This window comes from Pseudomonas acericola (SeqCode), assembly GCF_053456465.1.
The window spans coordinates 719,127-739,549 of record NZ_JBRFJB010000002.1 but is presented as its reverse complement, the minus strand read 5'-3'; the positions used below and the strand labels follow the sequence as shown (position 1 = coordinate 739,549).

The following is a 20,423-nucleotide window of genomic DNA, read 5'->3' as shown; positions in this document are numbered from 1 at the left end:
TCTCCTCAAGCAAAATGTTCGGTGATGGCGCGGCTGACCCAGCTGCGGGCCAGCCCCAGGTAATGGGCGGGGTCGAGCAGGCGGTCGAGTTCGGTCGCTGACAGTTCGGCAGTGACCTGGGATTCGTCCGCCAGCACCGCACGCAAGTGCCGCCCTTCGGCGACGGCGCGTTTGCAGCAGTGTTCCAGCAGATGGTGTGCGGTCTCACGGCCCAGGCGCTGGGCGAGCACGATGCTGACGGCTTCGGCCAACACCAGGCCTTGGGTCAAGTCGAGGTTTTGCGTCATGCGCTCAGGATCGACCTCCAGACCTTCGCTCACCAGCAGCGCCTGTTGCAGCGCGCCGGACACCAGCCGGCAGATCTCCGGCAGGGTTTCCCATTCGGCATGCCACAGGCCCAGGCTACGCTCGTGCTCTTGAGGCATGGCGCTGAACATCGTCGCCACCAGGCCGGGCACGCGGGTGGCGGCGCTGATCAGCACGGCTGCGCCCACCGGGTTGCGTTTGTGCGGCATGGTGGACGAGCCACCTTTGCCCGGCGCAGAAGGTTCGAACACCTCGGCCGCTTCGGTCTGCATCAACAGGCTGATGTCACGCCCCAGTTTGCCCAGGCTGCCGGCGATCAGGCCGAGCACGCTGGCGAACTCCACCAGGCGATCGCGCTGGGTGTGCCAGGGTTGTTCGGGCAGGCCCAACTGCAACTCGTCGGCCAAGGCCTGCGCCACCGGCAGTGCCTGTTCGCCGAGCGCCGCCAACGTGCCGGATGCGCCGCCAAACTGCAGCACCAGCAAACGCGGTTTCAACTCGGCCAGGCGTTGCCGGCTGCGGGTCACCGCCCCCAGCCAGCCGGCGATTTTCATCCCCAGCGTGACCGGCGTCGCATGCTGCAACCAGGTGCGGCCGGCCAGCGGCACATCGGCATAGCGCTGGGCCTGTGCGGCGAGGATATCGCCCAGGCGCGCCAGGTCCGTTTCGATCAGCGCCAGCGCCTGGCGCAGTTGCAGCACCAGGCCGGTGTCCATCACATCCTGGCTGGTGGCGCCCAGGTGCACATAACGTTCAGCGCCAGCGTCTTCACTGGCGATCAACTTGCCCAGCGCCTTCACCAGCGGGATCGCCGAATTGCCCGCCGTGGCAATCGCCACGCCGAGGGCATCGACGTCGTACAGCGAGGCCAGGCACGCCTGGGCAATCGGCGCGACGGCAGCTTGCGGGATCAAACCCACCCGCGCCTCGGCCCGAGCCAGCGCCGCTTCAAAATCCAGCATGCCCTGCAAGCGTCCCTGGTCGCAGAACACCTCGGCCATGCTGCCCGCCGTGAAGTAAGCGTCGAACAGTTGATTGCTCGTGCGCAGTGTCATAACGCGTCCCTTACAAATCGTGGTGCAGGTACGCCGCCTGTTTCGGCAAGCGCAAGCTGAACAGGAAAGCGATCGCCATCATCGCCGTGACGTACCAATAAAAGCTGTTTTCCATGCCGATGGACTTGAGGCTCAGCGCGACGAATTCCGCCGAGCCGCCAAAGATCGCATTGGCCACCGCATACGCCAGGCCTACACCCAGGGCGCGCACCTGGGGCGGGAACATTTCCGCTTTGACCAGGCCGCTGATGGAGGTGTAGAAGCTGACAATCGCCAAGGCCAGGGTGATCAACACAAAGGCCAGGAACGGGCTGCTGACGGTTTTCAAGGTGAGCAGGATCGGCACGGTGAACAAGGTGCCAAGGCCGGCAAACCACAGCATCGAGTTACGGCGGCCAATCTTGTCCGCGAGCATGCCGAACACCGGCTGCATGCACATATACAGGAATAGCGCGCCGGTCATGATGTAGCTCGACGTCTTGGCGTGCATGCCGACCGTGTTCACCAGGTACTTCTGCATATAAGTGGTGAAGGTGTAGAAAATCAGCGAGCCGCCTGCGGTGTAGCCCAGCACCGTGATAAACGCTGCCTTGTGGTCGCGAAACAGCGCGGCAATGCTGCCGGCGTCCTTGTCTTCGCGCATTTCCTTGCTGGTGGTTTCTTTCAAGGTGCGGCGCAGCAACAGGGAGATCACTGCCGCAATGGCACCGATCACAAACGGAATCCGCCAGCCCCAAGCGCGCAGCTCTTCTTCAGTGAGGATCTGTTGCAGGATCACCACCACCAGCACTGCCAGCAGTTGCCCGCCGATCAGGGTCACGTATTGGAAGGAGGCGAAGAACCCACGCTGCCCCTTGAGGGCCACTTCACTCATGTAGGTCGCGGTGGTGCCGTATTCGCCGCCCACGGACAGGCCCTGGAACAGGCGCGCGACCAGCAGCAGGATGGGTGCCCAGACGCCGATGTCGTTATAGGTAGGCAAAAAGGCGATGACCAGGGAGCCGGCGCACATCATCAGCACCGAGATCATCATCGAGTTTTTACGGCCGTGCTTGTCGGCCACACGCCCGAACAGCCAGCCGCCGATGGGCCGCATCAGGAAACCGGCGGCGAATACGCCCGCCGTATTCACCAGCTGTACGGTGGGGTTGTCCGACGGAAAGAAGGCGGGGGCGAAGTAGATGGCGCAGAAGGCGTAGACGTAGAAGTCGAACCATTCGACGAGGTTGCCGGAGGAAGCCCCGACAATCGCAAAAATCCGTTTGCGGCGTTCTTCTCCGGTGTAGTGACTGGTGGCTGTTGTCATGATTTTTCACTCAGTGGGAACGGTTATAGCCTAGACATACTTTGCAACAAGCTCGTTCCGCAATTGGAACAGCTACAAGTTTCAAGCTACAAGCTGCAAGAGAAGCGCTGCCGCGACAACTGCTTTCTCTTGAGGCTTGCAGCTCGAAACTTGCCGCTGCTACAGATCAATAATCGAAGAACACCGTCTCCCTATCGGTCCCCTGCAACACAACATTCCACTGATGCACACCCGCTGCATCCTGCTTCGCAATCAATGTCTCACGCCGCGCAGCCGGCACACACGCCAACAACGGGTCATCCCCATTCATCGACTCGCCGTCAAAATAAATCCGCGTGAGCAAGTGCTTCACCAGGCCACGGGCAAACACCAGCACCACCAGGTGCGGCGCTTGGGTCGTGCCCTTCAGCCCCGGCACCGCGCCGGGCTTGATGGTGGTAAAGCGAAACCGCCCTTCCCCATCTACCGGCACCCGGCCAAAGCCTTCGAAGTTCGGGTCGAGCGCTTTGTCCTGCTCATCTTCCGGGTGGTCATATTTGCCGGCGGCGTTGGCCTGCCAGACTTCCAGCATGGCGTCATTGACGACATCACCGTTGCCGTCCAGCACTTGCCCGCTGATGGCCACGCGTTCACCGAGGGTGGCGGCGGTGGTCAGGTCTTCGCGGTTCAGCCAGGTCAGGCCGATGTGGTAATACGGCCCGACGGTGTGGGACGTGGTCGCGTTGAGTGTCATCTCATTTCTCCATCGGCGTGGCGTCGCGGCCGCGCAGGACGATGTCCCAGCGGTAGCCGAGGGCATAGGAAGGAATGGTTTTTTCCAGGTCGAAACGGGCGATCAAGCGCTCCTTGGCGCTGGTGTCCGGCACGCAGTTGTAGATCGGGTCGTATTCCAGCAGCGGGTCGCCGGGGAAGTACATCTGCGTGACCAGGCGCGTCAGCACGCTGGGGCCGAACAGCGAAAAGTGGATATGCGCCGGGCGCCATGCGTTGTGGTGGTTGCCCCACGGGTAGGCGCCGGGTTTGATGGTCTGGAACTGATACCAGCCGTCGGCGTCGGTGACGGTGCGGCCGGTGCCGGTGAAGTTCGGGTCCAGCGGCGCGTCGTGCAGGTCACGCTTGTGGTTGTAGCGACCGGCGGCGTTGGCCTGCCAGATCTCCACCAGGATGCCCGGCACCGGCAGGCCGTTTTCATCGAGCACACGCCCGTGAATGATGATGCGTTCGCCCTGGGGCTCGCCGTCATGCTGGGCGGTCAGGTCGTTGTCCTTCGCGTTGATGCGCTCGGCGCCGATGGTCGGGCCGGTGATTTCCGACAGGGAATGGGGCAGAAACACCAACGGCTGCGACGGCGAACGCACGTTCGTCGATTGGTAGGCCGGGTGCAGGTAATCAGGTTGGGTGCCCGCTTGCGGGCGCCGGTAACCGGGCTTGTCACTCATGGAGCAATCCTCTCTTATTAGATGCGTTCAATCGCCAGGGCCAACCCTTGGCCGACGCCCACACACATGGTCGCCAGACCTTTGCGGCCACCGGTTTTTTCCAAATGATGCAGGGCGGTCAATACCAGCCGTGCGCCGCTCATGCCCAGCGGGTGACCGAGGGCGATGGCGCCGCCGTTCGGGTTGACCTGCGGCGCGTCGTCGGCGATGCCCAGTTCACGCAGCACCGCCAAGCCTTGGCTGGCGAAAGCTTCGTTGAGTTCAATGACGTCAAAGTCAGTGACCGCCAGACCGAGGCGCTCCACCAGCTTGCGTACCGCTGGCACCGGGCCGATGCCCATCACACGCGGCGCAACGCCGGCGCTGGCCATGCCCAATACACGGGCGCGGGCGGTCAGGCCGTGTTTTTTCACCGCTTCGGCGGACGCAAGGATCAAGGCTGCCGCGCCGTCGTTCACGCCGGAAGCGTTGCCGGCCGTCACGGTTTTGTCCGGGCCGTTCACGGGCTTGAGCTTGGTCAGCGCTTCCAAGGTGGTGTCCCGTGGATGCTCATCGTGTTCCACCAGGGTCTCGCCTTTTTTATGGGCGACCCGCACCGGCACGATTTCCTCGGCGAAGAACCCAGCGGCTTGCGCGGCAGCGGTACGTTGTTGGCTGCGCAGGGCGAAGGCGTCCTGGTCGGCGCGGGATACGTTGTAGTCATCGGCGACGTTATCGGCGGTCTGCGGCATCGCGTCCACGCCGTATTGGGCCTTCATCAACGGGTTGATAAAACGCCAACCGATGGTGGTGTCTTCCAGCTTCATGTCGCGCGAAAACGCCGCGCCGGCCTTGCCCATCACGAATGGCGCGCGGGACATCGACTCGACGCCGCCGGCAATCGCCAGCTCCATTTCGCCGCTGGCGATGGCGCGGAAGGCCGTGCCGATGGCGTCCATGCCCGAAGCGCACAAACGGTTGAGGGTCACGCCCGGAACGCTCTCCGGCAGGCCCGCCAGCAACAGCGCCATGCGCGCGACGTTGCGGTTGTCTTCGCCGGCCTGGTTGGCGCAGCCGAGGAACACTTCGTCCACCGCGCTCCAATCCACCGACGGGTTGCGCTCGATCAGCGCCTTGATCGGCAAGGCCGCCAGGTCATCGGCGCGCACCGTGGCCAGACCACCGCCGAAACGGCCGATGGGGGTGCGGATGGCGTCACAGATAAATACGTCGCGCATCAGGCTTCTCCTGGCGCTTGGCCGTGGGCGGCGGCGGTGCGTGCTTCCAGATCACGCAGGGCGTTCAGCTCGACGTCGGTCGGTTCGGCGGTGGTGCTGACCTGTTCGGCAAAACGAATCGCCCAACCGGTAGCGGCCACCACTTGCTCGCGAGTGACGCCAGGGTGCAACGCGGTGACGACAAATTCATGGGTGCCCTCTTCCGGCTCCATGATGCACAGGTCGGTAATGATCCCTACAGGCCCGGCGCCCGGCAGGCCCAGACGCTTGCGTGAATCGCCGCCTTCGCCGTGGCCCACCGAGGTGATGAAATCCAGCTTGTCGACAAACGAACGCGCCGACTGTTTGAGGATAATCAGCACGCTCTTCGCGGAGCCAGCGATTTCTGGCGCGCCACCGGCACCCGGCAGGCGCACTTTAGGCTGGTGGTAATCACCGACCACGGTAGTGTTGATATTGCCGAAGCGATCGACCTGGGCCGCGCCGAGAAAACCGACGTCGATGCGCCCGCCTTGCAGCCAGTAGCGAAAGATCTCACCGGTTGGCACGACGGTGTCGGCGGTTTCCGCCAGCTCGCCATCACCGATGGACAGTGGTAGCACGCTCGGCTTGGCGCCAATCGGGCCCGACTCGTAGATCAGCACCACATCCGGCGACGAGGTCAGGCGCGCCAGGTTGGCGGCCTTGGAGGGCAAACCGATGCCGACAAAACACACGGAGCCATTCTTGAGGCGACGCGCCGCAGCGACGGTCATCATTTCGTTGGTGGAGTAAGCCATTACTTGGCCTCCTGTGCAGTGGCCAGCTTGGCCTGGAATTCACTGAAGTCGGCGGTGCCGTGGATGTATTCGTCTATCCAGGCAGTAAAAGTCTCACGGTCGCGGGCGATGGGGTCCCACGCCTGATAGAAGCGATTATCGCGCTCGTTGTAGCCATGGGCGTAGGACGGATGCGCACCACCGGGTACATGGCACACCGCAGTCAGGGCCCAGGTCGGCAACACGCAACTGTTCATCGGTGCATTCAAGTCATCGACAATTTCTTCGACGGTGACGATGCAACGCTTGGCCGCCAGGGCCGCTTCCTTCTGCACACCGAGAATGCCCCAGAGCAGCACGTTGCCCTTGCGGTCGGCCTTTTGCGCGTGGATCACGGTCACGTCCGGACGCACCGACGGCACGGCCGCCAGCACTTCGCCGGTGAACGGGCAGGTCACGGTCTTGATCAGCGGGTTGACCTTCGGCAGGTCGGAACCGGCGTAGGCACGCAGCACCGCGAACGGCAGGCCAGAAGCGCCGGCGACGTAGGCGTTGGCCAGGTCGGCGTGGCTGTGTTCTTCGATCTCCAGCGGTTGCGGCCATTGCTTCTCGACCGCGTCACGCAGGCGATGCAGGGAACCCACGCCCGGGTTGCCGCCCCAGGAGAAAATCAACTTGCGCGCGCAGCCGGCACCAATCAATTGGTCGTAGACCAAGTCAGGCGTCATACGCACCAGCGTCAGGTCTTTCTTGCCCTGACGAATGATTTCATGACCCGCCGCCGTGGGGATCAGGTGGGTGAAGCCTTCGAGCGCAACGGTATCGCCGTCGTTCACGAAACGCTTTACCGCGTCGGTCAGGGTGAGCATTTCAGCCATGGGGTCGGGCTCCCGGTGTGGATCGAAAAAGGCGCAGAGGTGGCGCCGAAGTGCCTTGAAGATTAAGTCGGGGAAATGGCTGTAACAATCCGATAATCGACTAAGTGTTCGATAATCGAACTAATTGTTGCCTGGCTAACTTTTCCTAAATGCAAGGACTCAAGCAGGCACCGCCCCCACTGTGGGAGCGGGCTTGCCCGCGATAGCGGCGGATCAGCACCTAATTTATCAACTGACAGACCGCTATCGCAGGCAAGCCAGCTCCCACACAAACCCTGCCGCCATAAGATCGGCGCTAAGCCTCAGGTCGCATCCGCATGGCTGACCATGCCCTTGATCACCACCGCAGTGGTGGCCAACGCCGCCGGAATCACCAACGCCGTCAGCACCTGCTCGAAATTCCAACCCAGCCCCAGCAACGTCGCCCCCATCCACGCCCCGAGGATCGCGCCGAACCGCCCAATCCCCAGCATCCACGAGACCCCGGTGGCACGCCCCTGGGTCGGGTAAAACCGCGCCGCCAGCGACGGCATCGCCGATTGCGCGCCGTTGACACACATCCCGGCGATCAACACCAAGGTGGCCAGTAGCGTGATATTGCCCAGGCTCTGGCCTACCGCGTAGGCAAACACCCCAGCCAGCAGGTAAAACGTGCCGATGACTTTGTGCGGATTGAAGCGGTCCATCGCCCAGCCCACGCCGACGGCGCTCAGCACCCCGCCAAACTGGAACAACGCGCCGATAAACGCGGCCTGCTCCATGCTGGCGCCGCTGTCGCGCATCAGGGTCGGCAGCCAGCTGGTCAGCAGGTAGACGATCACCAGGCCCATGAAGTAGGTCAGCCACAGCAGCAAGGTGCCGGCGCTGTAGGTGCCGGAGAAGATCACCGCGAACACGTTGCGGGCCTTCACGGTTTTTTGCTCGGGCACGCTGAAGTCGCTGGCTTGAGCGACGATGTTCGGCTCGATGGGCGCCAGGGTCTTGCGCACCTTGTCGGTGCCGCGATTGCGCACCACCAGGTAACGCGCCGACTCCGGCAGCCACACCAGCAACACCACCGCGAGGATCAACGGCAGGATGCCGCCGATCAGCAGCAGGCTGTGCCAGCCGAACGCCGGGATCAGTTTGGCCGAGATAAACCCACCGCCGGCCATACCCAGGTTGAAACCGCAGAACATGCTGGTCACCAGCAGGGATTTATGGCGCTCCGGGGTGTACTCGGAGAGCAGCGTGGTGGCGTTCGGCATGCCCGCCCCCAGGCCAAGCCCGGTAAGAAAGCGCAGTACCAGCAACTGGTCGACGTTAGAGGCGTAGGCCGAGGCCAGGCTGAATGCACCAAACACCAGCACCGCGCCCACCAACACCATTTTGCGCCCGAACCGGTCGGCCAACGGGCCGGAGCCGAGGGCGCCGAATACCATGCCGATCAGCGCGGCGCTCATTACCGGGCCGAGGCTGGCACGGTCGATGCCCCAGTCCTGGGACAGCGCAGGCGCAATAAAGCCCATGGCCGCCGTGTCGAGGCCATCAAGAAAGACAATCAGGAAACACAGGATCACCACGCGCCACTGGTAGCGCGAGAGTGGCTGGGCATTGATGAAGGACTGGACGTCCAGGGTCGTACCAACAGACGGTTGATTCATTATTGTTATTTCCACACCGATGGGCGGGCTGACAACCTTGGGTCGTCATTATTATTGGGGCGCGCCCTAGAGCGCTGCCGCACAGTAATAAGCCGGGGGAAACATCGTCAATTGATAGAGCCGGGATCTGTGCGATCACCGAACAGCTTAGGTAAACAACTGCGCGCTCAGCTCGCGGCTGGCGCTGAGCATGCTCGGCAGGAAACGCTGCTCCAACTCGCTGCGGCTGACACGGCCGGCGTGGGTGCTGACGTTGAGCGCGGCCAGCACCTGGCCGGAGGCGTCATAGACCGGCACAGCGATGGAGCGCAGGCCCTGCTCCAGCTCCTGATCGACAATGCACCAGCCCTGCTGACGCACTTGTTGCAGGCACTCAAGCAAGGCCGCCGGGGTGGTCAGGGTGCGGCTGGTCTTGGTTTGCAGGTCGGCGTGGTCGAGGTAGTCCTGTAGCGATGCATCATCCAGCGCGGCGAGCAGGATGCGGCCCATGGACGTGCAGTACGCCGGCAAGCGGCCGCCTACCGACAGGTCCACCGAGATCAGGCGCTGGGTCGTGGCGGAACGGGCGATGTAGAGGATGTCATCGCCTTCGAGGGTGGCCATGTTGCAGGCTTCGTGGAGCTGCTCGCTCATGCGGTCCAGATAAGGCTGCGCCGACACCGCCAACGGCGTGGACGACAGGTACGCATGGCCCAGGGTCAACACCTTGGGCAGCAGCGAATACGTGCGCCCATCGGTGGTGGCGTAGCCGAGCTTGATCAGGGTGTAGAGGCAACGGCGCACGGCGGCGCGGGGGATTTCCGTGCGATGGCTGATCTGGGCGATGGTCAGGTGGCGCTTGCGCTCTTGGAACGCCTGCACCACGGCCAGGCCGCGGGCCAGGGAAGTCATGAAATCGGGATCGCCGGTAAACGCCTGGATGCGCTTGGCGGGTGACGCCACGATCGGTGGCGCCACTGACGCGAAGGAGTTGCGCAATTGATCGTTCATGTCATGAGTCCTTTTTCTTGTTTTCAACCGTCAACGGGTTTGGCCGCTATTACAAGCCGCACGGGGCGCAATGCACAACGCCAGGCCAGTGACACTGGGCGATTATCGGACACTCCTCCGATTATCGCAATTTACAGCGCCAGGCTCTTGCTCAAGAGCGGAAGACTTTCTGACGCCATATTTTCCGCAATCGGCTGACGCGCTTAAGTAACAAAACGCACACACGAAGTTGGCAAATTTTAACTTTATGGTGATAGTGTTCTTAAAATGCGCCGCTATACTGCAAGCTGTGCAGAGGTCAACCCGGTTTCACTATCGGGGCCAGAGCTCGCCAGGCGACACATTCAGTGTGCATCGTCGGTCACAAGTAACCGTTTAAAGTATCGACCTCAGGCCACTCACTCAAACTGAACGTTAAACCGTTCAACTTTGAACAGCCTGAACGCGACTTTCCGGTATGCCACTGCACAATAATCAAACTCAACTCATATTAGGTAATACAGTGACGAAAGATGAACTGCGCGCGGAACTTGAGCGCCAGGAACAACGTTACAAGGACGTTTACGGCGGGGAAGTCACCACCTACGCCGCGCAACCTGAACCCGAGCGTAAACCTTGGCGTAAACGCGCCAGCTTGCTCGATCAGGCGTTTGCCCAGGAAATCCAAAAGATTGAACAGGAACTCAAGGCCGAAGAGCCATAAGCCCTTCGACCTGAGCTGCGGCACTTGCCACCTCCGCTGGCGCATTGCCAGCCGAGGGCTGCGATAGATTCGGCACGCGTCCTATCGTCGCAAACGAAATTTCATACAAATGTTTCAGACATGCCGATTCAGTGGCATTTCCCCCCAGAAACACGCCCTCGCTTTATAAATCAAAGACTTGCCAAAGCCCCGAAAACCCTGGGATGGACGCCTCTCGCCCCTGGTATTTCAATGAAGATTGCTACCGATGAGCAGCTAATGCATCGATTACCAAGGTTTTCTGGCATAATCGCGCCCCCTTACGACCGGGTCAGAAAACCTTCATGATCGATTTATTCAGCGGACTGGATGCTTGGGTTCTAGTGAGCCTGCTGCTCGCCCTGGCCTTTGTCCTCGCCTTCGAGTTCATCAATGGCTTTCATGACACCGCTAACGCGGTGGCCACAGTCATCTATACCAAAGCCATGCCGCCGCACCTGGCCGTGTTCTTCTCCGGGGTGTTCAACTTCCTCGGCGTGTTGCTCGGTGGTGTCGGTGTCGCCTACGCCATCGTGCACTTGCTGCCGGTGGAGTTGCTGATCAATGTGAACACCGGCCACGGCCTGGCCATGGTCTTCTCGCTATTGGCAGCGGCGATCACCTGGAACCTGGGCACCTGGTACTTCGGTATCCCGGCCTCCAGCTCCCACACCCTGATCGGTTCGATCCTCGGTGTCGGCCTGGCCAACGCCCTGATCAACGATATCCCCCTGGCTGACGGTGTGAACTGGCAGAAAGCGATCGATATCGGTGCGTCCCTGGTGTTCTCGCCAATGGCCGGTTTCCTGGTCGCAGCCCTGGTGCTGATCGGCCTGAAATGGTGGCGCCCACTGTCGAAGATGCACAAGACGCCGGACCAGCGCCGCAAGCTTGATGACAAGAAGCACCCGCCGTTCTGGAACCGCCTGGTCCTGGTGATCTCCGCCATGGCCGTGAGTTTCGTGCACGGCTCCAACGATGGCCAGAAAGGCATCGGCCTGATCATGCTGGTGTTGATCGGTATCGTGCCGGCGCAGTTCGTGCTCGACCTGGGCAGCACCACCTACCAGATCGAACGCACCCGCGATGCCACCGTGCATCTGAGCCAGTTCTACCAGCGCAACAACGCCACCCTTGGCGAGTTCCTGGCTCTGGGCAAAAGCGTGAAGGATGACCTGCCGGGCAAGTTCCGTTGCAACCCGCAGCAGACTGAACCGACCATCAACGCGCTGATGGAGACGCTCAAAGGTGTGTCCGACTACCACTCGCTGACCGCCGACCACCGTATTGAAGTGCGTCGCTACCTGCTCTGCCTGGACGATACCGCGAAGAAAGTCGGCAAGCTGCCGGGCCTGGAAGCGCGTGAGAAGTCCGACCTGGACAAGCTGCGCAAAGACTTGACCGCCACCACCGAGTACGCACCGTTCTGGGTGATCCTCGCCGTCGCACTGGCCTTGGGCCTGGGCACCATGGTGGGTTGGAAGCGTGTGGTACTGACCATTGGTGAGAAGATCGGCAAGCAAGGCATGACCTATGCCCAAGGCATGTCGGCACAAATCACCACGGCCACCATGATTGGCTTCGCCAACATCTTTGCCCTGCCAGTGTCCACCACCCACGTACTGTCGTCGGGTGTGGCCGGTACCATGGTTGCGAACAAAAGCGGCCTGCAAGGCGGGACGGTCAAGACCATCCTGATGGCGTGGGTATTGACCTTGCCAGCCACCGTCGGCCTGTCGGCCGGGTTGTTCTGGCTGGCGTCCAAGGCGCTGGGCAGCTGATAAGCCGCCTGCAATAAAAAAGGTGCGATCCGCGAGGGTCGCACCTTTTTTATTGCCTGTACCTCGGTACAAATGTGGGAGCGGGCTTGCCCGCGATAGCGGTGGATCAGCACCTGATTCATCAACTGACAGACTGCTATCGCGGGCAAGCCCGCTCCCACACAAGCCGACTCCTACAGGAAACTGGTGGTGTTAGTTAAATAGCGGGCAAAAAAAAGGGCGACCGAAGTCGCCCAAAATGCCTTGCGTGCTCATGTAATCCAGAAAGATCTATTTTTTCCGCTTATTGGCGTCTTTCCAGATAAAAAAACCAAACCCTACAAAAAACAGAACCATGAGGCTGACAGTCAGCACTCCGGCAAAAACCACATTATCGAAAAACATGACCGGCCTCCTGCACTTGCCCTGTTGCGATAGGGCTAAGTTAATCGAGAAGGCAGATTGGAAAATTGACGGGGATCAATGTCGCCCACAACGGGGCGTAAAGAAGGGCAATAACTGACCTGCATCAACAGATGCAGGCTGGTTCAACGCTTTTTCGGTTTGTTCTTCGGTTTCTTCTTGGCCTTGCCCAACGGCATGGCCTGCTCGAAGGCCTGCCGTACTTCATTCAGGCGCTTGTCGTTGAGGTCATGCACGCGCTTGGCACGTTCGGCGTTCAGGTCGATCAGCTTGTCGTCATCACTCATGGCTTGGCTTACGTTGTGGCGGGAATGCCTCAATAATGCGGCCTGCCCCGCCCGACGGCAAATCAGCGGGCGACAAAATGCGGGCCATCGCCCAAAATCGGCTCTTCCCTCAGGCAACGGAGCGCACTCAAGTGGCACTGCACAAGGACCTTCCGCCCTTGCTGGCCCTGCGCGCCTTTGAGGCCGTGGCGCGGCACTTGAGTTTTATCAAGGCGGCGCATGAGCTGTCGGTGACCCAGAGCGCACTGAGCCATCAAGTGCAAAAACTTGAGCAGCACCTGGGCAAACCGCTGTTTATCCGACGCACCCGCGCGATTGATCTGACGGGCGACGGCCAACGCTATTACGACGAAATCCGCCCTGCCCTCGACGCCATCGCGGCCGCCACCCGCACCCAGCGCGCCGCGCCCAGCACCACGGTGTTGCGCGTCGGCCTGCTCGCCTCCTTCGCCACCTTGTGGCTGGCGCCGCGCCTGGCCGACTTCCTGAATCGCTACCCGCATATCCAAGTGGAATTGTTACCGGCGATTCAACTGGCGGACGTCGCCGCCGCCGAAGTGGACCTGGCGATACGCTATGGCAAGGGCGATTGGCCTGATGTACAGGCCACACGCCTGATGGCGGAAGTAATCTCGCCGGTGTGCAGCCCCGCGTTCAAGGCACGGCCTGACAGCCCGCTGCTGATGGCCACCTCCCACCGGCCGTTCGAATGGACCGATTGGTCCGCGCACTACCACGTCGATCTCGCCAGCCACCCCCGCGTGATGCTGCACGACTACAACATCGTGGTCGAAGCCGCAGTGGCCGGCCAGGGCATCGCCATGGGCCGCCACCGCTTGATCGAGCGTCGGCTCAAGGACGGCAGCCTGGTGGAAGCCTTTGACTGGCCGCCGTACCACAGCGACATCGGCTACTGGCTGATCGCCCCCCAAGGCCCTGCCAGTGAAGCGGCCGAATGCTTCAGCCAATGGCTGAAGGACACCTGTCGCGATGCGTGAGTTTTTTCGATTCGTCGAGTGAGATCTATCCGTTTGTCGCCAATGATTCCGGCCGACATGCTCAAGCCTCTTTAACCTTTGAGGATTGATCATGAGCGACTCCCTGCGCCAACGCGTGCAAGCCCTCGGCCTCACGCTGCCGACACCCAGCCAGCCGGCCGCCAACTACATCAACTATGTGATCAGCGCGAACCAGCTGTTTGTCTCCGGGCAGATTCCGCTGGTGGAAGGCAAACCGGCCTATGTCGGCCGACTGGGCGAATCCCTCAGCGATGAAGAAGGCACCCAGGCCGCAGAACTGGCGGCGCTGGGCCTGCTGGGGCAACTGAGCCATGCGCTGGGGGATGACCTGTCGCGCCTGGTGCGCACGGTGCGCCTGGGGGTGTTTATCGCCAGCAGCGGCGATTTCCAGCACCAGAGCGCGGTCGCCAACGGGGCGTCTAACTTGCTGGTGAATGCCCTCGGCGACAAGGGGCGGCATGTGCGCACCGCCGTCGGCGTGGCCAGCCTGCCCGCCGGTGTGGCGGTGGAGGTTGACGGGATTTTCGAGCTGCAACCGTGAGCCCGCTCGACGTGCAAGCACTGCGCGACGCCACACCCGGCTGCCAGTCTGGCATCGTGCATTTCAATCATGCCGGTGCCTCGCTGCCGAGCCAGGCTACCCTGGACGCAATCATCGCGCACCTGCACCGCGAAGCCCGCGACGGCCCAATGGAGGCCGGCGAGCATGGCGCCCTGCTATTGGAAAACACCCGCCGCGCCGCCGCGCAATTGCTCAATGCGCCCGCCTCGTCGATTGCCTTCGCCAGCAGTGGTTCGGCGGCCTGGAGCATGGCGTTCCAGGCGCTGGCCCCGTGGCAGCCGGGCGACCGCATCCTGGTGGGCCGCCATGAATGGGGCGGCAACCTGGCGAGCATGCAGCTCGCGGTGCAAGCCGGCGCCCGCATAGAAGTCATCCCCTGCGATGCAAGCGGCGCGGTGTGCCCGGTGGCGCTGGAAGCGATGATCGACGCCCGCGTGAAGCTGATCGACCTCACCTGGCTGCCGGCCAATGGCGGCCTGATCAACCCGGCCCAGGCCATTGGCGAGGTCGCCAAAAAACACGCGATCCCTTATTTCATCGACGCGGGCCAGGCCGTCGGCCAGGTGCCAGTGGACGTGCAGGCGCTGCACTGCGACGTGCTCAAGTCGGCCGGCCGCAAGCATCTGCGCGGGCCGCGCGGCACAGCGCTGATGTATGTGCGCGCAGGTTTTCTCAAGCACTTGAACCCCGCCCAGCGCGACGTGTTTTCCGCGCCGTGGACCGCCGACGGCTTCGACCTGCGCAACGACGCTCGCCGTTTTGAAACCAGCGAAGTGTCCTACGCCTTATTGGCGGGATTGGGCAATGCGTTGCAGGAGCTAAATCGCCTGGGTATCGAGCAGGTGTGGGAAACCATCAGGCAGACCAGTCAGCAGATTCGCGAAGCGCTGCGCCAGATTTCAGGCATTTCCTTGCATGATCAGGGCGCCAGCCAATCGGGCCTGATCGCCTTCAACCTGGCCGGTTGGGACGCCTTTGAACTGAAACGGCGGCTGGGTTTGCAGCGCATCAATATCGGCGCCAACGGCGTGGCCTACACCCCGCTGGACATGCAGGCGCGCGGCCTGGCCAGCGTGGCGCGGATTTCCGTCAGCGCGCTCAATAACGCGGATGACATCGAGCGGCTGCTGGCCGCCCTGCGGGCATTGCGTGGCTAGACTTCGACGTCCACCCACAAGCCCTGGCGCGGTGCATCTTCAATCAGCGGTATCACCGGCACGGTATTGTCGGCGTTGAGCACATCCCCCGGAATCGCCAGGTGCTGCTCCGGGTCTTCATCGGCTTCACGCCGACGTTTCTGCTGCTCTTGCTGGCGCCGCTGTTCTTCACGCAGCAGCAGGGTCGATTGCTCGGCGTCGCGGTTTTTCAGGTCGATGGTGCTTTCATTGGAGCCCGGTTGTACTGGCACCACGGGCGGGATATCCGGCTTCTGGCGCACCGGATCGAGTTGTGACGTGACCGGCACAACGCTCACGGGCAGCATGGGTGGCAGCATAAGGTTTACTCTCCTGATCAACAGGCTTTCGGCACGCCACAGTGCGACTTGAGCGCGCACTCGCCAAGCTGTGACCCAGTCGACACTCCCAAGTGCCCGCCACCCGTCGATCCGACTTCCGCGCAGCCACGCAAACGGAGTAGTTTTTGTCGGGAGTCCTTTGGCTGAGGGCCGTGTTCCGTTAAGATAGTCGGCTTTTTCACGGCGGGAGTCAGGCAGCATGGCGCAGCAGTATCAACCGGGGCAACGCTGGATTAGTGACAGCGAAGCAGAGCTGGGGTTAGGCACCGTTCTGGCACAAGACGGCCGCTTGTTAACCGTGCTCTATCCGGCCACTGGCGACACCCGCCAGTATGCGCTACGGAATGCGCCCCTCACCCGCGTGCGGTTCTCGCCGGGTGACAGCATCACCCATTTCGAAGGCTGGAAAATGACCGTACAGGAAGTCGACGACGTCGATGGCCTGCTGGTCTACCACGGCCTCAATGGGCAGAACGAGCAGGTCACCCTGCCGGAAACCCAACTGTCCAACTTCATCCAGTTCCGTCTGGCCAGCGACCGTCTGTTCGCCGGGCAGATCGACCAGCTGGCCTGGTTCTCGCTGCGCTACCACACCCTGGAACACACCAGCCGCCAGTTGCAGTCCGCGCTGTGGGGCCTGGGTGGCGTGCGTGCGCAACCGATTGCCCACCAACTGCACATCGCCCGTGAAGTCGCCGACCGTATCGCGCCACGGGTATTGCTGGCCGACGAAGTAGGCCTGGGCAAGACCATCGAAGCCGGCCTGGTGATCCATCGCCAGCTGCTGTCGGGCCGCGCCAACCGCGTGCTGATCCTGGTCCCGGAAAACCTGCAACACCAGTGGCTGGTGGAAATGCGCCGCCGCTTCAACCTGCAAGTTGCGCTGTTCGACGAAGAACGCTTCATCGAAAGCGATGCCGCCAACCCGTTCGAAGACACCCAGCTTGCCCTGGTGGCGCTGGAATGGCTGGTGGACGACGAGAAGGCCCAGGACGCGCTGTTCGCCGCCGGTTGGGACTTGCTGGTGGTCGATGAAGCCCACCACCTGGTATGGCACGAAGAGAAAGCCAGCCCCGAATACGCACTGGTCGAACAACTGGCCGAAGTGATTCCTGGCGTGCTGCTGCTGACCGCCACCCCGGAACAACTGGGCCAGGACAGCCACTTCGCGCGCCTGCGCCTGCTGGACCCGAACCGCTTCCACGACCTGAAAGCCTTCCGCGCCGAGAGCGAAAACTATCGCCCGGTGGCCGAAGCCGTGCAGGAGCTGATGGACAAGGGTCGCCTGTCGCCCAAAGCGCATAAAACCATCCAGGGTTTCCTCGGTGACGAAGGCGAAGCCCTGCTCACCGCCGTCAACGATGGCGACACCGAAGCCAGCGCACGCCTGGTGCGTGAGCTGCTCGACCGCCACGGCACCGGCCGCGTGCTGTTCCGTAACACCCGCGCCGCCGTGCAGGGTTTCCCGGAGCGCAAGCTGCACGCCTACCCGCTGGCCAACCCGGACGAATACCTCGAACTGCCGCTGGGCGAACACGCCGAGCTGTACCCGGAAGTCAGCTTCCAGGCACAACCGGACATCGAAGAAGAACACCGCTGGTGGCGCTTCGACCCGCGTGTCGAGTGGTTGATCGACCAGCTGAAAATGCTCAAGCGCACCAAGGTCCTGGTGATCTGCGCCCACGCCGAAACCGCCATGGACCTGGAAGACGCCCTGCGCGTGCGTTCCGGTATTCCGGCCACGGTGTTCCACGAGGGCATGAACATCCTCGAACGTGACCGCGCCGCCGCCTACTTCGCCGATGAAGAATTCGGCGCCCAGGTGCTGATCTGCTCCGAGATCGGCAGCGAAGGCCGCAACTTCCAGTTCTCCCACCACCTGGTGCTGTTCGACCTGCCGTCCCACCCCGATCTGCTGGAACAGCGCATCGGTCGCCTGGACCGGATCGGCCAGAAACACGTGATCGAACTGCACGTGCCGTACCTGGAAACCAGCCCGCAAGAGCGCCTGTTCCAGTGGTACAACGAAGCGCTGAATGCCTTCCTCAACACCTGCCCGACCGGCAACGCCTTGCAGCATCAGTTCGGCCCACGCCTGCTGCCGCTGCTGGAAGCCGCCGACGACGGCGAGTGGCAAGCCCTGATCGACGAAGCCCGCACCGAGCGCGAGCGCCTGGAGCAAGAGCTGCATACCGGTCGCGACCGCCTGCTGGAACTCAACTCCGGCGGCGCCGGTGAAGGCGATGCGCTGGTCGAGGACATCCTCGAGCAAGACGATCAGTTCGCCCTGCCGATCTACATGGAAACCCTGTTCGACGCATTTGGCATCGACAGCGAAGACCATTCGGAAAACGCCCTGATCTTGAAGCCAAGCGAAAAAATGCTCGACGCCAGCTTCCCCCTGGGCGACGACGAAGGTGTGACCATCACCTACGACCGCAACCAGGCACTGTCGCGCGAAGACATGCAGTTCATCACCTGGGAACACCCGATGGTGCAAGGCGGCATGGACCTGGTGCTGTCCGGTTCGATGGGCAACACCGCCGTGGCGCTGATCAAGAACAAGGCGCTGAAGCCGGGCACCGTGTTGCTGGAACTGCTCTACGTCAGCGAAGTGGTGGCACCGCGCGCCCTGCAACTGGGGCGTTACCTGCCGCCGGCGGCACTGCGCTGCTTGCTGGATGCCAATGGCAACGACCTTTCGGGCCGTGTGTCGTTTGTGACGCTCAACGACCAACTGGAAAGCGTGCCACGCGCCAGCGCCAACAAGTTCATCCAGGCCCAGCGCGACCAACTGACGCCACGGATCAACGCCGGTGAAGAGAAAATCACCCCGCAACATGCCGAGCGCGTGGCCGAAGCCAAGCGTCGCCTGGCAGCGGACACCGACGAAGAACTGGCGCGGTTGACCGCGTTGCAGGCGGTGAACCCGACGGTGCGTGACAGTGAGTTGGTGGCGTTGCGTAATCAGCGTGAGCAAGGGTTGGCGATGCTGGATAAAGCGGCATTGCGCTTGGAAGCGATTCGAGTCCTGGTCGCAGGCTAGTAAAAAGAAGGCCCGCGCAATGCGGGCCTTTTTTATTTGCCTTTCGGGCCTCATCGCAGGCAAGCCAGCTCCCACAGTTGACCGAGTTCCAACGTTGGAATGCAGTCAACTGTGGGAGCTGGCTTGCCTGCGATGAAGTCACCTCGGTCTCAAGCTGCCACCGCCGAACCCGGCACCTCCACCGCACTCAACCCCTCCTTCATCTTCTTGGCATCCCGCACAAAACACCGCGACGCCTGGAACAGAAACAGCATGGTCAAGAACAGCGCCACCGGAATCAGGTACATGGCGTCATGCAATCCCACCGCCTTATAAGCTTCGGTCATCTGCTCCGCCCCCGCCGCATACATCGCCGAATGGGCAAAATGGTCCGATAAGCCCCCCACAACGATCGGCCCCATGCCACCGCCCAGCAAGTACAGCCCGGCGAAGAACAGCGCCATCGCCGTGGCCCGCAGGCGCGGTTCGACCACGTCCTGGATCGCCGTGTACACGCAGGTGTAGAAGTTATAGGCAAACAACCAGCCCACACTGAATACCGCGACAAACACGCCGATCTCAATGCGCCCGGCGTGGAGCGCCCAGGCCGTGGTCACGGTGGAGATAATCAGGCTGAACGCGGCAAACAGCAGCCGGCCGTTGGCGATGCGCTGATGGATCTTGTCGGCCACCCAGCCGCCCAGGGTCAAGCCCACCAGGCCCGTCAGGCCAACGATCACCCCGGTGGCAACCGCCGCGTCCTGCAACGGCATCAGGAAGTAGCGCTGCAACATCGGCACCAGGAACGAGTTGCACGCATAGGTGGCAAAGTTAAAGCACAAGCCAGCCAATACCAGCCACAGGAAGGTCGGCACCGCCAGGACGCGGCGGATCGGGCGATCCACGCGTTCCTGGGAGACTTGCACGGTTTCCGCCGCGCCGCGCTTGGGCTCCTTGATGTAGAACATGAACACCGCCAGGATCATCCCCGGCACCGCAGCGATAAAGAACGGCGCGCGCCAGCTGTCGAACGCCTTGACCATCCAGCCGATGGTGAAAAACGCCAGCAGCAGGCCCAGGGGCAGGCCAAGCATGAAGATGCCCATGGCCCGCGCGCGGCGGTGGGCGGGGAACAGGTCGCCAATCAGCGAGTTGGCGGCCGGTGCGTAGCTGGCCTCGCCGATACCGATGCCCATGCGTACCAGCAAGAAGGTCCAGAAACTGCCGACAAGGCCATTGACCGCCGTCAGCCCACTCCAGGCGAACAGGCCCCAGCCCATCAGTTTGCTGCGCGAGCCGGTGTCGGCCATGCGCCCGAGAGGCAGGCCGGCAATGGCGTAGACGATGGTAAAGGCGGTGCCGATGATGCCGAGCTGGAAGTCGCTCAGGTGCCATTCCATGCGGATTGGCTCGATGATGATCGCGGGAATGGTGCGGTCGAAGAAATTGAACAGGTTGGCCAGGAACAGCAGGAACAGAATGCGCCAGGCATTCGCCGCTTGGGTCGAGTTCTGCATG

The 20,423-nt window shown here is 62.2% G+C and carries 19 protein-coding genes; 6 read left to right on the top strand and 13 right to left on the bottom strand.

Annotated elements, in window-relative coordinates; translation table 11 throughout:
- Positions 1-5: 5 nt before the first annotated feature.
- The 9 genes from ACU688_RS09485 to pcaR form a co-directional block, all read right to left on the bottom strand.
- Entirely contained in the window at positions 6-1,361 is a 1,356-nt protein-coding gene (locus tag ACU688_RS09485; RefSeq protein WP_448184495.1) for a 3-carboxy-cis,cis-muconate cycloisomerase, read from the bottom strand.
- Between the two features lie 10 nt (positions 1,362-1,371).
- On the bottom strand, positions 1,372-2,667 hold the full coding sequence (locus ACU688_RS09480) for an MFS family transporter (protein ID WP_448184494.1): 1,296 nt from the start codon (positions 2,665-2,667) through the stop codon (positions 1,372-1,374).
- Positions 2,668-2,833: 166 nt separating this feature from the next.
- On the bottom strand, positions 2,834-3,400 hold the full coding sequence (gene pcaG / locus ACU688_RS09475; protein WP_448184493.1) for a protocatechuate 3,4-dioxygenase subunit alpha: 567 nt from the start codon (positions 3,398-3,400) through the stop codon (positions 2,834-2,836).
- A 1-nt stretch (position 3,401) separates the two neighbouring features.
- Complete coding sequence (gene pcaH / locus ACU688_RS09470; protein ID WP_124525957.1) at positions 3,402-4,106, bottom strand: protocatechuate 3,4-dioxygenase subunit beta; 705 nt, start codon at positions 4,104-4,106, stop codon at positions 3,402-3,404.
- Positions 4,107-4,123: 17 nt separating this feature from the next.
- Complete coding sequence (gene pcaF / locus ACU688_RS09465; protein WP_448184856.1) at positions 4,124-5,326, bottom strand: 3-oxoadipyl-CoA thiolase; 1,203 nt, start codon at positions 5,324-5,326, stop codon at positions 4,124-4,126.
- Positions 5,323-6,102, bottom strand: a complete 780-nt coding sequence (locus ACU688_RS09460) for a CoA-transferase subunit beta (RefSeq protein ID WP_448184492.1) — start codon at positions 6,100-6,102, stop codon at positions 5,323-5,325. The genes pcaF and ACU688_RS09460 overlap by 4 nt, the downstream gene beginning before the upstream one ends.
- Complete coding sequence (locus ACU688_RS09455; RefSeq protein ID WP_207039740.1) at positions 6,102-6,959, bottom strand: CoA transferase subunit A; 858 nt, start codon at positions 6,957-6,959, stop codon at positions 6,102-6,104. The genes ACU688_RS09460 and ACU688_RS09455 overlap by 1 nt, the downstream gene beginning before the upstream one ends.
- Positions 6,960-7,261: 302 nt before the next feature.
- Positions 7,262-8,602: a 4-hydroxybenzoate transporter PcaK gene (gene pcaK, locus ACU688_RS09450; protein ID WP_448184491.1), complete on the bottom strand. Its 1,341-nt coding sequence runs from the start codon at positions 8,600-8,602 to the stop codon at positions 7,262-7,264.
- 147 nt (positions 8,603-8,749) lie between these two features.
- Positions 8,750-9,592 (bottom strand): pca regulon transcriptional regulator PcaR, encoded by an 843-nt coding sequence (pcaR, locus tag ACU688_RS09445; protein ID WP_017735916.1) that lies wholly within the window; start codon positions 9,590-9,592, stop codon positions 8,750-8,752.
- A 502-nt stretch (positions 9,593-10,094) separates the two neighbouring features.
- Here pcaR and ACU688_RS09440 point away from each other — a divergent pair.
- Both ACU688_RS09440 and ACU688_RS09435 read left to right on the top strand, forming a co-directional pair.
- Entirely contained in the window at positions 10,095-10,295 is a 201-nt protein-coding gene (locus ACU688_RS09440; protein WP_003172389.1) for a hypothetical protein, read from the top strand.
- A gap of 323 nt (positions 10,296-10,618) precedes the next feature.
- Positions 10,619-12,094 (top strand): inorganic phosphate transporter, encoded by a 1,476-nt coding sequence (locus ACU688_RS09435; protein ID WP_448184490.1) that lies wholly within the window; start codon positions 10,619-10,621, stop codon positions 12,092-12,094.
- Between the two features lie 270 nt (positions 12,095-12,364).
- On the opposite strand, the gene ccoM is transcribed toward ACU688_RS09435, so the two are convergent.
- Entirely contained in the window at positions 12,365-12,478 is a 114-nt protein-coding gene (ccoM, locus tag ACU688_RS09430; protein WP_017735918.1) for a cytochrome c oxidase subunit CcoM, read from the bottom strand.
- Between the two features lie 143 nt (positions 12,479-12,621).
- A complete protein-coding gene (locus tag ACU688_RS09425; protein WP_003172386.1) occupies positions 12,622-12,783 on the bottom strand; it encodes a hypothetical protein in 162 nt (53 codons plus the stop codon).
- A 131-nt stretch (positions 12,784-12,914) separates the two neighbouring features.
- On the opposite strand from ACU688_RS09425, the gene ACU688_RS09420 reads away from it, so the two are divergent.
- The 3 genes from ACU688_RS09420 (at position 12,915) to ACU688_RS09410 (ending at position 15,521) form a co-directional block, all read left to right on the top strand.
- Entirely contained in the window at positions 12,915-13,781 is an 867-nt protein-coding gene (locus tag ACU688_RS09420; protein WP_448184489.1) for a LysR substrate-binding domain-containing protein, read from the top strand.
- Positions 13,782-13,872: 91 nt separating this feature from the next.
- Complete coding sequence (locus ACU688_RS09415) at positions 13,873-14,343, top strand: RidA family protein (protein WP_448184488.1); 471 nt, start codon at positions 13,873-13,875, stop codon at positions 14,341-14,343.
- Positions 14,340-15,521 (top strand): aminotransferase class V-fold PLP-dependent enzyme, encoded by a 1,182-nt coding sequence (locus tag ACU688_RS09410; RefSeq protein WP_448184487.1) that lies wholly within the window; start codon positions 14,340-14,342, stop codon positions 15,519-15,521. Before ACU688_RS09415 ends, ACU688_RS09410 begins: the two co-directional genes overlap by 4 nt.
- On the opposite strand, the gene ACU688_RS09405 is transcribed toward ACU688_RS09410, so the two are convergent.
- A complete protein-coding gene (locus ACU688_RS09405) occupies positions 15,518-15,859 on the bottom strand; it encodes a hypothetical protein (protein ID WP_017735922.1) in 342 nt (113 codons plus the stop codon). The two genes, ACU688_RS09410 and ACU688_RS09405, sit on opposite strands and share 4 nt — an antisense overlap.
- Positions 15,860-16,079: 220 nt before the next feature.
- On the opposite strand from ACU688_RS09405, the gene rapA reads away from it, so the two are divergent.
- Positions 16,080-18,926, top strand: coding sequence for an RNA polymerase-associated protein RapA (gene rapA, locus ACU688_RS09400; RefSeq protein WP_448184486.1), 2,847 nt, complete (start codon positions 16,080-16,082; stop codon positions 18,924-18,926).
- A gap of 149 nt (positions 18,927-19,075) precedes the next feature.
- On the opposite strand, the gene ACU688_RS09395 is transcribed toward rapA, so the two are convergent.
- Positions 19,076-20,422, bottom strand: a complete 1,347-nt coding sequence (locus ACU688_RS09395; RefSeq protein WP_448184485.1) for a spinster family MFS transporter — start codon at positions 20,420-20,422, stop codon at positions 19,076-19,078.
- Between the last annotated feature and the right edge of the window lies 1 nt (position 20,423).

Coding starts and splice junctions, on each gene's coding strand:
- ACU688_RS09480 (WP_448184494.1), bottom strand. CDS start 2,667: ATGACAACAGCCACCAGTCACTACACCGGAGAAGAACGCCGCAAACGG.
- ACU688_RS09415 (WP_448184488.1), top strand. CDS start 13,873: ATGAGCGACTCCCTGCGCCAACGCGTGCAAGCCCTCGGCCTCACGCTG.
- ACU688_RS09395 (WP_448184485.1), bottom strand. CDS start 20,422: ATGCAGAACTCGACCCAAGCGGCGAATGCCTGGCGCATTCTGTTCCTG.
- ACU688_RS09485 (WP_448184495.1), bottom strand. CDS start 1,361: ATGACACTGCGCACGAGCAATCAACTGTTCGACGCTTACTTCACGGCG.
- ACU688_RS09425 (WP_003172386.1), bottom strand. CDS start 12,783: ATGAGTGATGACGACAAGCTGATCGACCTGAACGCCGAACGTGCCAAG.
- ACU688_RS09460 (WP_448184492.1), bottom strand. CDS start 6,102: ATGGCTTACTCCACCAACGAAATGATGACCGTCGCTGCGGCGCGTCGC.
- ACU688_RS09455 (WP_207039740.1), bottom strand. CDS start 6,959: ATGGCTGAAATGCTCACCCTGACCGACGCGGTAAAGCGTTTCGTGAAC.
- pcaK (WP_448184491.1), bottom strand. CDS start 8,602: ATGAATCAACCGTCTGTTGGTACGACCCTGGACGTCCAGTCCTTCATC.
- rapA (WP_448184486.1), top strand. CDS start 16,080: ATGGCGCAGCAGTATCAACCGGGGCAACGCTGGATTAGTGACAGCGAA.
- pcaR (WP_017735916.1), bottom strand. CDS start 9,592: ATGAACGATCAATTGCGCAACTCCTTCGCGTCAGTGGCGCCACCGATC.
- pcaG (WP_448184493.1), bottom strand. CDS start 3,400: ATGACACTCAACGCGACCACGTCCCACACCGTCGGGCCGTATTACCAC.
- ccoM (WP_017735918.1), bottom strand. CDS start 12,478: ATGTTTTTCGATAATGTGGTTTTTGCCGGAGTGCTGACTGTCAGCCTC.
- ACU688_RS09405 (WP_017735922.1), bottom strand. CDS start 15,859: ATGCTGCCACCCATGCTGCCCGTGAGCGTTGTGCCGGTCACGTCACAA.
- ACU688_RS09435 (WP_448184490.1), top strand. CDS start 10,619: ATGATCGATTTATTCAGCGGACTGGATGCTTGGGTTCTAGTGAGCCTG.
- pcaH (WP_124525957.1), bottom strand. CDS start 4,106: ATGAGTGACAAGCCCGGTTACCGGCGCCCGCAAGCGGGCACCCAACCT.